The following is a 13,906-nucleotide window of genomic DNA, read 5'->3' on the forward strand; positions in this document are numbered from 1 at the left end:
CCCGTTGCCAGGTGTGCCCTTGCCCAAGACGACTTCGCGCTTCACTGCCATGTCTTCTGATGACGCCTCGCAGACCGCGATCCCTCAAGGCTCAGAGTTGACCGGTTCGGGCCACCGGCCCGTGGAGCCGACGGGCACGCACCACGGCGTGCAATTCACCAGCACCACGGTGGCGGCGCCGGTGGCCGGAGAGATGACGGGCACCATCGTCGCTCCGCTCGAGGCCGGTGAGCTGCCGGACGTGGCCTCCATCCGCGGAATGCGGCTGGACCAGATGCTGCTGCTGACGACAGGCGCGCTGGTGGTCGTCATCGTGGGCCTGCTCGCGGCCACGTCCTTCGTCTCCACCAAGGCGCAGTTCGAGGAGACCGCCGCCAGCTTCACCGAGCGGCTTCAGAACCAGGCCCGCGAGCTCGGTCAGACGGTGAGCCACACCCTGGCGCTCACCTCGGCCACCTCGCTGCGCGACAACAACTACAGCTTCCTCACGGAGGTGGCGCGCTCCATTATCGAGGACAACCACAACATCCTCCGGGTGCAGATGTTCGACTCGGAGGGCCAGCTGGTGGCCGACTCGGACAAGGAGGCCAAGCTGGGTTCCTCCTCCGGCGGCCGCAAGGCGGAGCGCGGCTGGGCCAGCGCCTTCTTCCAGGGCCAGCCCGTCTTCGAGTTCCAGGAGCCGCTGGAGTACGGCTCGCAGAGCGGCAAGGGACTCATCGTCATCAGCTACTCGCTGGAGTCGCTGCAGAAGCAGATCCAGGAGCTGGACGAGGCCAAGCGCGAGACGCTGCGCAACACCACGCTGCGCACGGTGAGCCTGGGCGGCGGCTTCGTGCTGCTGGCCGGCGTGCTCGTGGCCTTCCAGAGTCGCCGCGTCACCCGTTCGCTCGGCGTGCTCACCCGCAAGGTGATGCAGCTGGCCGCCGGTGATCTCAACGCGCGCACCACCGGGCAGGCCTCCGGCGCCGGGCGTGAGGTGCGCACCCTCGGCGTGGTGTTCAACCACATGGCCGAGCGCATCAAGGTCCTGCTCGAGGACGTGCGCGTCAAGGCGCAGCTGGAGCGCGAGATGTCCCTGGCGCGCACCGTCCAGGAAACGCTCTCTCCCGGCCGCGAGGCGCTCCAGGTGGGGCCGCTGCGCATCGCCGGTGTCGTCATCACGGCGGATGCCTGCGGCGGTGACTGGTGGTTCCGCGCCCCGCTGGACGAGCAGCGCGTGGCGATTGGCATCGGCGACGTGACGGGTCACGGTCTGTCCACCGCCCTGGTGGCCACCAGCGCGACCAGCGGATTCGCCTCGGCCATGACGATGCGCGAGCCGGATCAGCTCAACTCGCAGGTGCTCATCAGCGCGCTCAACATCACCCTGGCTCACCTGGGCCGCGGCGAGTACCAGATGTCCAGCGCGCTGGCCGTCATCGACACCCAGACGGGCTTCATCGACTACGCGGCCGGTGGCCACCCGGCGGCCGCCGTCTACAACCGGCTCTCGGGTCAGTTCGCCTCGCTGCCGGCGCGCGGCCCGCTGCTGGGCGCCTCCGTCACCTCTCAGTACTCCTCGCGGCAGGCGCAGCTGCGTCCGGGCGACATCGTCGTCTGGTACTCGGACGGTCTCACCGAGTCCCGCGACGCGGCCGGCAAGCTCTACGGCACCCAGCGCCTGAGCGCCTCCATCCAGGGCAACTCCCAGCTGTCCGCCGAGTCCCTGCGGGACGCCATCCTCGCGGACGTGCGCGCCTTCAGCGCCGGTCAGCCCCAGCGCGATGACATCACCGTCGTCGTCGCCGAATTCAGCCCTGCCTCCTAGCCACCCAACCTCATGAGTCGCCACTCTCGAACCCTTTCACCGGGCCGCTTTGTCGCGGCTCTCGCCCTCGTCCACGTGCTCGCGGGCACGACGGCCCTCGCGCAGTACCGGCCGCCGCCGCTCACCGAGTCCCAACGCCTGGTGCAGGAGGGCGATACCGCCCAGGTTGCCGCCAGCGCCGCCATCGCCTCCGGCAACAAGAAGGACGCCGAGGAGAAATACCGCAAGGCGCTCGGCCTCTATGAGCAGGCGCTCACCACCGAGCCCGGCCTGGTGACGGCCGCCGCAGGCGTGGGCACCGTGGGCAATGCCCTCCAGGATTACGCCCGCGTGGTGGAGAAGGTGCAGCCGGTGATGACGGCGAACCCCAGCGAGCTGACGCTGGCGTTCCCCCTGGGCGTGGCCTACTTCAAGCTGCGCCGCTTCCCGGAGGCCGTGCCGCTGCTGGAGCTGGTCTCCACCGCGGACAAGCTCGACTACCTCATCGTCAACTACTACCTGGGCACGTACTACCTCTATGAGCAGCGTGGGGACGTGGCCATCGCCAAGCTCCAGCGCTACCTGGCGCAGCGCCCGGAGAAGCTGGCGGGCAACGACTTCCAGATCTACGAGCTGATCGGCAAGGCCCACCTGATGCGGCGCGATACCGCCGCCGCGCGCGCCTCCTTCCAGAAGGCCCAGTCGGGCCGGGCCGAGGTGGCCTCGATCCAGATGGGCCTGGCGTCGGTGCTGGAGATGGAGGGCAAGGCGCAGGAGGCGCAGACGCTGGTGCAGGGCGTCGTCAGCCGCTTCCCGCAGGCCCCCGAGCCCAAGGAGCGCCTGGCCCGCATGCTGTTGAACTCCGGAGACGTGGCGGGCGCCGAGACGCACGCCGTGGCCCTGGTGAAGCTGGGCAGCACGCCCAACGCGCACCTGCTGCTGGGTGACGTGCGGTTGGCTCAGAAGAAGTCCGCGGAGGCCGAGGCCGAGTACCGCAAGGTGCTGCAACTGGTACCGGGCCTGGTGCCGGCGCAGATCGCCGTGGGCAAGGCGCTCCAGGCCCAGGGCCGCAACGAGGAGGCCATTCGCTACCTGGAGGCCGCGGCGCAGGCCGGCGGCAACAACCTGGAGCTGTGGGCCTCGCTCGGCTCGGTGAACCGCCGCGCCGGCCGCTTCCAGCGCGCGGTGGAGGTGCACCGGCGCGTGATCGAGCTCGCTCCCCGGCAGGCGCTTGGCTACAACCTGCTGGGCGCCGATCACTTCGCTACCGGCCAGTGGGATCAGGCCGTCGAGGACTACACCAACGCGCTCTCCCTGGAGTCGGGCAACGCCATCGCCACCAAGTGGCTGGCCCGCTCGCTGGCGCACCGCGCTCGCAGCCGCGCCGAGGGCAACCGGCTGGATGATGCCGTGAGAGATCTGCGCCGCGCGTTCGATCTCGAGCACAGCGCGCCCATGGCCCGCAGGCTCGGTGCGGCGCTGCTGGAGAAGCGTGACTTCGCCGGGGCTCGCACCGTGCTGGAGCAGGGCGTGACGCTGCCGGGCGCCTCGTGGCGCGAGCACTGGATGCTCGGTTACGCCCGCAACGGCGCTGGGGACGCGCAGAAGGCGCTGGAGTCCTTCGAGCAGGCCGCGAAGCTGACGGAGGAGCCCAGCGAGCTGGCCGACGTCTCCGTGGGCGCGGCGCTGGCGCAGGTGGAGCTGGATCGCGTGGACGAGGCGGTGCAGCGCCTGTCCGAGCCCGGCCCCTCCAAGGCCGCGCGCGATCTGGCCCAGGCCAACCTGCCGCTCATGCTGCTGCGCCGCTCGCTCAACAGCCTGGAGAGGGGAGACGCCTCCGCCGCGCAGAAGGACGTGGAGCTGGCCGAGAAGTTCCCGCTGAACAAGCAGCCGGATCTGGCGAAGCTGGCCGCCTTCACCCGGGCGCTCGTCTTCACCGAGGACAAGCGCTACACGGAGGCCTCCGCCGCCCTCAAGCGCGGCCTCACTCCCGCCCCGCGCTGGGCGAGCACCAACACGCGCGCGCTGACCGAGTCCTACATCCTCTACCGCAAGGAGCAGGTGCCCCAGGCTCGCAAGATCCTGGCGGGTGCCTCCAAGAAGCCCTCGCCCTGGCAGGCCAAGTGGATCGCAGCCCTCAACGGCGCGCTCAACCGCCTCGAGGGCGAGCGCGCCTACGCCACGGGCAACTTCAAGCTCGCGGAGAAGGCCTTCAAGGCGGTGCTCACCACCGATCCGGACAACGCCGTCCTCCAGCACAACCTGGCCTGCGTGGAGTACCGCAAGGGCAAGGCGGCTGATGCCGTGGCCTCCTGGCGCCGGTTGGAGGCCTCGGTGTCCACCGCCACGCTCAACCTGGGCATCGACGCCCAGGAGCGCCGCAACGACATTCCCGAGGCGGTGGAGTCCTACCGCCGTTACCTGGCTTCGAGTGGTGGCCCCCGCATGGCCACCGTGCGCGAGTGGAAGGATCGCCTGGTGTCCCTGTACGGCCTGGGCGCTGGTGCTTCCGACGCCGCTCCCAGCGAGGCCACCGCCACGGAGACCACTCCATGAAGATCGCTCGCCTGTCATTGATCGGGCTCGCGCTGGTGTGTGCCTGGGCACCCGCCGCGTGGGCCGAGAAGAAGACCACCCTGGGCGTGTTCCTGCCCACCACCCTGGCGGATGGCCAGGAGCGCTTCCAGTTCGCCGAGAAGCTGGCGGCGCAGCTGGGGGACTCGCTCGGCCAGTCCGTGGCGGCCAAGAGCTTCGGCCGCTACGAGGACTTCTCCAAGGCCATCTCCGACGGCACCCTGGACTTCGCGGTGGTCGACGCGTGGGCCGCCGTGCAGCTGGGCGCCAAGGCCAGCCCCGTGGCCTTCGCCGCGCTCTCCGGTGACACCGCGCAGCGCTGGGCCGTCGTCTCCTACGCGAAGGGCTCGGTGAAGGATCTGGCCGGCAAGCGGCTGGCGATCGCCAAGGGCGCCGGCCCCTCGGATCCCAAGTTCGTCTCCAACGTCGTCTTCGCGGGCGACCTGGACGCGCAGAAGCACTTCAAGATGGTGTCCGTGCCCAACGTGGAGTCCGCGCTGAAGATGCTCGAGGCCAAGGGCGCCGAGGCCGCGCTCGTGCCGCTGGTGCACGCGCCCAAGGACGCGCGGGTGCTCTACCGCAGCACCAAGGTGCCCGGCGCGCTGTTCGTCACCTTCAAGGGGGCGGGCAACGTGGAGGACAGCCTCTCCAAGCTGGGCGAGGTGGCCCCCTTCAGCTCCTTCGTGAAGGTGCAGGGCAAGGACTTCGAGGACTTCCGCAAGCTCGTCCAGCAGGGCCCGCCGCGCCGGCAGCCCGTCATCGTCGAGTCCCCCGTCCTCCGGGTGGACACGGATGCGCTGGTGAGCTCGGGGGAGCTCAACCCCGTGCTGCCCAACTTCGTCACCGCGATGGACGTCTCGGACGAGCAGCCGGACGACTGATCCCAGCCGAGGGCCCGGCGGGGTAGGACATCCGGGCCGTCCGGGGCGGTCTCGCCGCCCCGACTTGATGGGTGGGGAAGGGGGAGGGGGGTAGGGGAGCCCCAGGGGGGCGCCAGAGGGGGAGGCGCAGGTGAGGCGGGCGGCTCCACAGCAGCTCAGGTCCTACACTTGGCTCGAATCAATACAGTAGGGTAACTTGAATCTGACAGTTCGGGCGGTGGAACCCAACCCTTGGCAGGAGAGGGTCCTGTCGCTTCCTGGTCGATCGGGCTGCAAGAACCTTAAAGGCTGCTCCTCTAGCGGATGCGAGAATGATGCACTCTTCTGTAACGAGTTGGCCGCGGCGTGTCGCGGCATTGGTTCAGTCTGGGCACCGCGGGTTTCGCGCGTCCCTGAGGATCTCCCTGGCATGCTGCCTCGCGCTCGGGCTCGCCGCCGGAGTGGCCGATGCCGCCCCTGTGAAGCCCAAGCCCGCGGGCGCCGCGGATGCCAAGGCCAAGACCGTGAAGGGCAAGGGCAAGGTTCCCAAGAAGGTGAAGGGCGCTCCCGGTACGCCCGCGACCTCCACTCCGGCGCCCGTTCCCACGCCCTCGTCGGTGGACAACCTGAGCGTGGAGGATCCCACCGTCTCCCCGCCGGTCGAGGAGACCCCTGCGGCCGCGACCAGCACCCCCAGCATTCCCGTCCCGCCGCCGCCCGAGCCGACTCCGGCGCCCACTCCGGTCGCCGCGCCCCCGCCGACTCCGGCCCCTACCACCAGCTCCGGTTCGTCGAGCACCCTGTCGACGTCGACTTCGGGCGGTCTGGCGCCGGAGTCCTCCTCGAGCAGCACCATGCCGGCGCCTGCTCCCTTCGCGGGCCCCGAGAGCACGCGTCCGTTGCCGCCGCCCGCCAGCATGGCCGGCCTCGGCATGGATGATCCGCTCTCCGGGCAGAACTCCATTGAAGAGGGCGTGAACAAGCTGCTGAGCGAGGCCGTGGTGACGACGGCCGGCAAGCGCCAGCAGCGCATCTCCGATGTGCCGCTGACGGTGGCGTGGATCCCCGCCGAGGAGCTCGAGGGCACCGGTGCCTTCTCCCTGTGCGAGGCCGTCCAGTACTTCCCCGGCCTGGAGTGCCGCCGCGGCGCCATGCGCAAGGTGGCGGTGAGCGCGCGTGGCCTGGGTTCCAACTACCTGTCCAACCGCCTGCTGCTCCTCAAGGACGGCCGTCCGCTGACGGATCCCTGGACGGGCCAGTTCTACGCGGACGAGACGACGCCGCTCGTCAACCTGAAGCAGGTGGAAGTCATCCGCGGCCCGGGTTCCTCGCTGTACGGCTCCAACGCCTTCAGCGGCGTGATCAACCTCATCGAGCGCGATCCGTCGGATCTCATCCAGGAGGGCCACCAGGTGGGCGCGGATGCGCGTCTGCTGGCGGGACAGGACGACACCTACCGCATCCAGACCACGGTGGCCGGCCGCGGCGGTCCGGTGGAGGCGCTGGCCAGCTACTACGGCTTCAAGTCGGACGGCCCGCAGCTGTTCAACGACCCGGTCAAGGGCATCACCGACAACAACGAGGACTCGACGGTCCATCAGGTGAGCGGCAAGGTGAAGGTGAAGGGCTTCTCGCTCAACGCCGACTACACCGACGCGGACCTGGGCCGTCCGGGTGGCCAGCAGATCTCCACCGTGGGCAACTGCGGCCGCTGCCACTACACCGCGGATGACAACGAGCACGTGGAGAACCTGAACGCGTCCGCTCAGTACGACCAGCAGGTGACGGACAACCTGCGCGTGTTCGGCCAGACCTACGCCTACTTCAAGCGCCGCATCGTCGAGCAGAAGAACATGATCACCAGCGAGCTTCAGCCGGCGCTGGGCAAGCGCCGCCGGTACGGCGGTGAGGTTCGCGCGCTGCTCACCCTGGAGAAGCTCAACGTCACCTTCGGCGGCGACGTGAAGGACGACCTGGTCAACAACCAGAACGTCCTCGAGGGGCTGTCGCTGGACGACACCAAGGAGACGATCCTCGGTGGCTTCGTGGACGCCGAGTTCCGCCCGCTGCAGAAGCTGGTGCTCAGCGCGGGTGCCCGCTACGACCGCTACCAGATCCCCGAGAAGGTGTGGGCGGAGCGCACGGATCAGATCTCCCCGCGCGCCAGCATCGTGTTCCACGCGATGGATGACCTGACGTTCCGCACCAACTACGGCCGCGCCTTCCGCGCGCCCACGCTGGCGGAGCTGGCCATCAACCAGCAGATGTACGCGGCCACGCTGCTGGGCTCCTCGGACCTGAAGGCCGAGACGCTGGATACCTATGAGGCGGCGGTGGACTTCTGGCCCTTCCAGCGCCGGGTGCGCCTGACGGCCACGGGCTTCTACAACCGCGCCCAGAACTTCATCAATCAGCAGCTCATGTTCGGCTCCACCTCGCAGTTCCGGAACATCGGCGACGCGCGCGTGCTGGGCGCGGAGATCGAGGCGGCGGCGCAGATCCCCGCGGCGAACTCCTCGTTCGACGTGGCCTACCAGTACCTGGACGCCAAGTCGGTGCCGTACGGCGGCGGCGACGGCGAGCAGCTGGACTACGCCCCGCACCACCGCGTGTACGCCCGCGCCCGCACCGCCATGGGCAAGTACGGCTTCGCGGAGGTGTACGCCCTGTACGTGGGTGAGCGCTTCGACCCCGGCTTCATCGTCGAGGAGACGGGTGAGACGCAGCGTGTGAAGCTGCCCGGCTACGTCACCGCCAGCGCCCGTGTGGGCGTGAACGTGACGGACGCCATGTCCGTGTCACTTCTCGGTACCAACCTCTTCGACTCGAAGTACCAGGAGTCGCACGGCTTCCCGGCACCCCCTCGGGGCGTGTACACGGAAGTCAAGCTCCGTTACTAACCCGCTGTGAGAACTGCTCCCCACGTGGAGGCCTCCCGAGGCCTCCTGCTGATCGCGGATCCTTCGCTCGCGCCCACGGTGCTCGAGCAGGTGGCCCCCACGCTTGCGCGCGGCGGTGTCTCCCTGTACTCGAGCCTGGAGGACACGGGCGCCGCGCGCGCCTCGGTACGCCGGCTGGTCCTCTTCGACGGCAAGCTGACTCCGGCGCACGCGGAGCTGCTCAAACGCGATCCGCCCGCGCTGCTGCTCTCCACGCGTCAGCCAGAGAGCGGGCCCAGTGAGTGGGAAGCACTGTTGCTCGGCGCGGCGTTGAATGGCGGGCCCCTGACGCCTCAAGGGTTGTCGGTGGCCCGGCAGCGCATCCAGCGGCTGAAGGATGTGCAGCACGCCGCGGATGCGGCCTCCATGATTGTGCTGGAGGCCGGGGGCACGAAGACGGCGGCCCAGCTTGCGGCGGACGTCATGCACGAGCTGGCCGTCAACGCGTTGCTCGACGCGCCGGTGGATGCCAAGGGTGAGCCCAAGTACGCCCACCGCCGGACCGAGGTGCAGGATGTGGATGCGGAGGACGCCTGCGAGTTGGGGCTCGCGGTGGACGGCGCTCGCGTCTATCTGGAGGCCGTGGACAAATTTGGCCGGCTGACGACAGGACCGTTTGTCAGAGCGTTGGAGTCGTATGGCGGCCGCGTGCAGGTCAATGCTTCAGGAGGAGGGGCGGGGTTGGGGTTGAGACGGATGATCGAGCACAGCGACGCCATCGCCGTGCGAGTGAACCGTGGGCGTGAAACGCGAGTGCTTTGCGCGGTGGACCTGGGGGATGCACGCCGCCGCGCGGCGCTCCCCAAGTCGCTGCTCTTCTGTACGGAATGAGGGTAGGGCCGGTGGAGAACCAGGGTTCTAACGCACACATCAGCCGCTCCCGCGTGGGGAACATCACCCACGTTCGGATCTCCGGCGTCATCGACGAGACGTTCCCACTCACGTCCGCCTCCCCTGAACTCACGGGGATCGTCATCGTCGATCTGGGCTGCGTCGATCGCATCAGCTCGTTCGGTGTGCGCAAGTGGATCGAGTTCGCGTCCAAGCTGCCGTCGGGCGCCATCAGCATGTACATGGTCTACGCACCGCCGGTGGTGGTGGACCAGCTCAACATGGTGGAGGGCTTCGCGGGCGTCACGCGCGTGCTCACCGTGCTGGCGCCGTATACGTGCCGCACGTGCAGCGAGGACCGGCTGCGCGCCGTCAACCTGATGGACGAGGCGCAGGTCATCTCCGAGAACCGCGCCCCCGAGCACAACTGCCCGGTCTGCTCCAACCCGCTGGAGTTCGCCGATCTGCCCGGCGAGTTCTTCGGGTACATGCGCCGGCAGAACCTGGGCACGGTGGATCCGGTGGTGATGCGCTACCTGCGCCTCGCCGTCGCCTCCGAGCCGCTGGATCTGCCCTCGCACCTGAAAGTGGTGCAGGACGACATCACCTACGTCACCCTGGCCAGCGTCATCCGGGGCGATCTCAACGTGCGCCGGCTGGCCTCGGGCCTGGAGGGGCGCGTCGCGTTCGACTTCGCGCACGTGGCCAAGGTGGAGCTGGAGGGCGTGCTGAAGCTGGAGCAGGTGCTGGAGACGTCCGCCAAGGGCGCCCAGGTCTTCCTGTGCCGCGTGCCTCCCGCGGTGCTCTCGCCGCTGGCCAAGTCCGGCAAGGCGCTTCCGGCGAAGATCCACTCGCTGTGGCTGCCGTACGAGTGCCAGAACTGCGGCCAGCTCCACCACCAGCGCCTGCACGCGGCCAGCTTCCTCCAGCAGTTGCGGCAGAACGAGGGGCAGGAGCGCCCCTGCGTCGTCTGTGGCGGGGCTTCCCGGCTGGCCTCCATTCCCAACCTGCCCCAGTTCCTGGCGCGCGTCCCGCTGACGGACAAGCCCATGGAGGACGTGGAGTCGCTGGAGGCCCGCTCGAGGACGCAGTTCCTCTTCGGCTCCACCAACACCGCGCCCGAGGCCGGCGGTGCCGGCAACACGGACATCAGCGGTTCGCACGGCGGCAGCAAGCTGCAGATCATCCGCCGGCTGGGCCAGGGCGGCATGGCCGAAGTCTTCCTCGCCAAGCAGGTGGGCGTGAAGGGCTTCGAGAAGTTCCTGGTGATGAAGAAGATTCTCCAGCAGTTCGCGGAGAATCCCGAGTTCGTCGACATGCTCTTCGCCGAGGCCCGCGCCAACGCGCGCCTCACGCACCCCAACGTGGTGCAGACGTTCGACGTGGGCGTCACCGAGGGCGTGGCGTACATCCTCATGGAGTACGTGCGCGGCCCGGACCTGAAGCGGCTCCTCAACGAGCTGCGCCGCAAGGGCCTGGCGCTGCCCATGGAGCACGCGCTGCGCATCGTCGCGGAGACGGCCGCCGGCCTGCACTACGCCCACAGCTACGTGGACCCGGCCGGCAACGCGCACCCCGTGGTGCACCGCGACGTCAGCCCCCACAACATCCTCGTGTCGCTCGACGGCGCCATCAAGCTGAGCGACTTCGGCATCGCCAAGGTGCAGGGCGAGGACCACACCCAGGCGGGCGTGCTCAAGGGGAAGATCTCGTACATCTCTCCGGAGGCCGCCGCCGGCCGCTCGCTGGACGCGCGCAACGACGTGTTCGCACTGGGCGTGGTGCTCTTCGAGCTGCTCACGGGCCAGTTGCCGTTCCGCCGCGATCACGACGCAGCCACGCTCAACGCCATCGTCCGTGAGCCGGCGCCCGTCCCCTCGCAGCTCAAGCCGAGCATTCCCCAGGACGTGTCGGATCTGATCCTCCGCGCGCTGGTGAAGGATCCTTCGCGGCGCACGCCCTCGGCGGCGGCCATGCGCGAGGAGATCGAGGCGGTGATGGCCCACCACCGGCTCAACTCCTCGCCGGCCGCGGTGGCCCAGTTCTTCAAGGACACGCTCGGAGACAGGCTGTCCGAGTACGCGCCCGCCGCCAGCTCGTCCTCCGGCTCCGGCTCGCACCCGCGCATCAACAGCACGGGCTCCGGGGAACTGGCGCCGTCCGACACGCGCTCCTCGGCGCGGCTGGCGGGCGCCGCGAGCAACTCCGGCACGGGCTCCGGCTCTCGTCCCAACCTGACGGGCTCACGCCCGGGCATGGGCACGGGCTCGGGCCCTCGGCCCAGCCCTAGCGGCACGCCGTCTCCTCGCTCCGGGAGCGGGCCTCGTCCCATCCCCACCGCTCAGCCGGCCCAGATGGCCGCGGGCGGCGAGGCCGCCGTGGACGCCGAGGCCGCCGAGCAGCAGGTCAAGGTGAAGCAGGCCGCGGGACAGCCGTCCCGGCCCAGCCAGACGGGGCAGCGCCCCGCGCTCGGGAATGCGGGCGGTGGCGCTCCGTCTCCTGCCTCGCGCTCGGGTATCCGGGCCATCCCCGCGGGAGTGGCTCCCCAGGCCAACGCGGCCCCCATGGCTCAGGGGACTGGGACCGGGCAGCGTCAGGCGCTCTCGGCGGCGCCAGCGGCTCCGGCGGTCGCGGTGGCCGCACCGCCGCATCGTCCCAGCGTCCAGATGGCGACTCCGGCTCCGGTGGCTCGCAACCCCGGATCTGCGCAGTCCCGTGTCGCCATTCCCGCGGTCGCGCCCGCACCCGTCGCTGCCCCCGTCGCTGCCCCCGTTCCGCCGCCGCCCGCGCCGGTTCAGCAGCCTCCGCCGCCCGAGTCTCCTCCCTCCTCGCGCAACTGGGTGGCGATCGCCGTCGGCGCCGTCGTGGTCCTGGGAGGCTTGGGCTTCGGCCTCATGCACTTCCTGGGCGGCAATGGCGGAATCGAGGTCGTCAACCTCAGCCAGGGTGAGCAGCTCTATATCGGCGGGCTCCGCATGGACAACTCGCCGCGCGTCGACAAGCCGGGCGCGCTGCTCGTCTCCACCGCCATGAATGGCCAGCTGCACCGGTTCGGCCGGACGGAGCGCCGCGATCGCATCGACGTGCGGACCATCCCCGAGGCCTCCCGCCAGGCGGGCAGCAAGGGCTCGCTGAGTGTGCTGGGCAACCCCGTGGGTTGCACCGTCAAGGTCAGCGGCGAGATGGTGGGGAAGACTCCGGTCAAGGCGCCCATCGACGCGGGCAAGGAGCTGGAGGTCCAGGTCGAGTGCGCGGCTGGCGTCACCACCGTCGCGGTGATGGCGGTGCCGGGCCAGGAAGTCGAGATCGATCCCCAGGCGAAGAAGTAGCACTCCGGGGCAGGGGCCGGGCCGCCACCACGGCCCGCCTCCGTCACGTGGCTCGCGGGCGCCAGAGTCCCAGGTCCTGCTTGAAGGCCACCTGGCCGGAGCGCGCGGGGATGCGCTCACAGCAGCCCTCCTTCATGCAATCCGGGCAGAGGGAGCGCTCGCAGCGGGCACACCAGTCAAAGATTTCATAGGCCTTGCCGTGCCGTGCACAGCCCGCGCACACATCTCGCATCGCTCAGCCTCCCTGTTCCGCGGATCACGCTAGGGGGCAGATCCGACACGCGGATCAGGTGACACCGCGTCAGGTGGGCCTCTTCCACGCGGCCAGAACGACACGGCCGCCGGGGAACGTGTTGGAACCCGGGCATGTTTCAAAGAGACGGGGACTTGCAAGGTTCAGTGCCCGGCGTCCGGGCTTGCTCGCTTGCTCGAATGCCTGGAAATGGGCCGCGCGGCTCAGCACCGAGATTGCATTGATTCGGTGGATTCCGAGGCTCCGCCTCCCTACATGGGAAGGGACATGTTGCAGCGCAGAAAGGTCATCGGAGTGCTGGGGTCCGGGCGGGACGAGTACCGCGAGTGGGTGGTACCGCTCGCGCGGTGGATCGCCGAGCACGGGTACGATCTGCTCACCGGGGCGGGAGAGGGCGTCATGCGAGCGGCGGCGGAGGCGTTCGTCGCCGTGCCCGGGCGGCGGGGAGTCTCCATCGGCATCGTTCCGGGCGAGCTGGTGGACGGGGTGTATCGGCCCAAGCCCGGCTATCCCAATCCGAGCGTAGAGTTGCCCGTCTTCACCCACCTGCCCCTGAGCGGCGCCCAGGGCCAGGAACTCATGAGCCGCAATCACCTCAACGTGCTCTCCTCACACGCGCTCGTGGTGCTGCCGGGCGGCGCGGGCACGGCCTCCGAGGCGGCCCTGGCCCTGCGCTACCACAAGCCCACGCTGCTCTTCGGGCCCGAGCGGGAATTCCGGCGTTTCCCCGAGCAGATCGAGCGGACGGGCTCGCTGGAGCGCGTCTGCGACTGGCTGCTGGACACGGTGAGGTAGCGCGCCCTCGCAAACCTGACAGGTCGTCCGCGCAAGCGCTCTGTTATGATGGGTTCAGAACACTGCGTCACCGTTTCACTGCGGGTGACGCGGCATACCCTGGGCGTCGCCCTGTCATGATCAACCCTGAATACCCTCAGGCCAGTTGGTTCCTCGTCATCTCCGTTGGGGTCTTCCTGTTGGTGATAGCCCTGCCGCTGTTGCTGGCCCCCCTCACGTGGGCCCGGTGGTTCGGGTGGAAGATCCCCGAGGGGAGCACGGACCTGACGGTGTACTTCGGGCGGTGCCTGGGAGCCACGGCGCTCACCCTCATCTTCGCGGTGGCGCACGGCATCCCAGACCCCAAGAGCCACCACCTGCTGTTCGAGCTCATCGCCATCGTCTCGGGTCTGATGATCCTCATCCACCTGTGGGGTGCCATCCGGAAGACACAACCGCTCTCCGAGACAGTAGAAATCGCTGTCTGGGTGGTGGTGTTCTCTTTCTCTTCGTGGATCCGCTTCTCCGTGCTTCCTTGAGCGGCCATGGTCCCGGATACC

9 protein-coding genes are annotated in these 13,906 nt (G+C 69.3%); 8 read left to right on the forward strand and 1 reads right to left on the reverse strand.

All coding sequences use genetic code 11. From position 1 onward, the window contains the following. The first annotated feature begins 49 nt into the window (after window positions 1-49). The 6 genes from KY501_RS01565 to KY501_RS01590 all read left to right on the forward strand — a co-directional run bounded on the left by KY501_RS01565 (window position 50) and on the right by KY501_RS01590 (window position 12,319). A complete protein-coding gene (locus KY501_RS01565; RefSeq protein WP_373691544.1) occupies window positions 50-1,807 on the forward strand; it encodes a SpoIIE family protein phosphatase in 1,758 nt (585 codons plus the stop codon). A 12-nt stretch (window positions 1,808-1,819) separates the two neighbouring features. Continuing rightward, window positions 1,820-4,342 carry a tetratricopeptide repeat protein gene (locus KY501_RS01570; RefSeq protein WP_224360544.1) on the forward strand — a complete coding sequence of 841 codons (2,523 nt, stop codon included), beginning with the start codon at window positions 1,820-1,822 and terminating at the stop codon, window positions 4,340-4,342. Next, the gene (locus tag KY501_RS01575; RefSeq protein ID WP_224360545.1) at window positions 4,339-5,241 is read left to right on the forward strand and encodes a PhnD/SsuA/transferrin family substrate-binding protein; all 903 of its coding nucleotides are present in this window, start codon (window positions 4,339-4,341) and stop codon (window positions 5,239-5,241) included. Before KY501_RS01570 ends, KY501_RS01575 begins: the two co-directional genes overlap by 4 nt. Window positions 5,242-5,699: 458 nt before the next feature. After that, the gene (locus KY501_RS01580; RefSeq protein ID WP_507236543.1) at window positions 5,700-8,120 is read left to right on the forward strand and encodes a TonB-dependent receptor plug domain-containing protein; all 2,421 of its coding nucleotides are present in this window, start codon (window positions 5,700-5,702) and stop codon (window positions 8,118-8,120) included. A gap of 24 nt (window positions 8,121-8,144) precedes the next feature. Then, entirely contained in the window at window positions 8,145-8,990 is an 846-nt protein-coding gene (locus KY501_RS01585; protein ID WP_224360546.1) for a hypothetical protein, read from the forward strand. A 53-nt stretch (window positions 8,991-9,043) separates the two neighbouring features. Further along, window positions 9,044-12,319, forward strand: coding sequence for a serine/threonine-protein kinase (locus tag KY501_RS01590; protein ID WP_444881604.1), 3,276 nt, complete (start codon window positions 9,044-9,046; stop codon window positions 12,317-12,319). A 43-nt stretch (window positions 12,320-12,362) separates the two neighbouring features. Here the strand turns inward: KY501_RS01590 and KY501_RS01595 are convergent, their stop codons facing one another. Next, window positions 12,363-12,551: a hypothetical protein gene (locus KY501_RS01595; protein ID WP_224360548.1), complete on the reverse strand. Its 189-nt coding sequence runs from the start codon at window positions 12,549-12,551 to the stop codon at window positions 12,363-12,365. A gap of 288 nt (window positions 12,552-12,839) precedes the next feature. Here KY501_RS01595 and KY501_RS01600 point away from each other — a divergent pair, with 288 nt between their 5' ends. Continuing rightward, the gene (locus KY501_RS01600; protein ID WP_224360549.1) at window positions 12,840-13,367 is read left to right on the forward strand and encodes an SLOG cluster 4 domain-containing protein; all 528 of its coding nucleotides are present in this window, start codon (window positions 12,840-12,842) and stop codon (window positions 13,365-13,367) included. A 116-nt stretch (window positions 13,368-13,483) separates the two neighbouring features. Further along, window positions 13,484-13,885 (forward strand): hypothetical protein, encoded by a 402-nt coding sequence (locus KY501_RS01605; protein WP_224360550.1) that lies wholly within the window; start codon window positions 13,484-13,486, stop codon window positions 13,883-13,885. The last annotated feature ends 21 nt before the right edge of the window (window positions 13,886-13,906 follow it).

It is taken from the genome of Hyalangium versicolor (assembly GCF_020103695.1).
Classification (GTDB): domain Bacteria; phylum Myxococcota; class Myxococcia; order Myxococcales; family Myxococcaceae; genus Hyalangium; species Hyalangium versicolor.

Bases quoted from the DNA above. Each gene is read 5' to 3' on its own strand.
- KY501_RS01565 (WP_373691544.1), top strand. From the start codon at position 50: ATGTCTTCTGATGACGCCTCGCAGACCGCGATCCCTCAAGGCTCAGAG.
- KY501_RS01570 (WP_224360544.1), top strand. From the start codon at position 1,820: ATGAGTCGCCACTCTCGAACCCTTTCACCGGGCCGCTTTGTCGCGGCT.
- KY501_RS01575 (WP_224360545.1), top strand. From the start codon at position 4,339: ATGAAGATCGCTCGCCTGTCATTGATCGGGCTCGCGCTGGTGTGTGCC.
- KY501_RS01595 (WP_224360548.1), bottom strand. From the start codon at position 12,551: ATGCGAGATGTGTGCGCGGGCTGTGCACGGCACGGCAAGGCCTATGAA.
- KY501_RS01600 (WP_224360549.1), top strand. From the start codon at position 12,840: ATGTTGCAGCGCAGAAAGGTCATCGGAGTGCTGGGGTCCGGGCGGGAC.
- KY501_RS01605 (WP_224360550.1), top strand. From the start codon at position 13,484: ATGATCAACCCTGAATACCCTCAGGCCAGTTGGTTCCTCGTCATCTCC.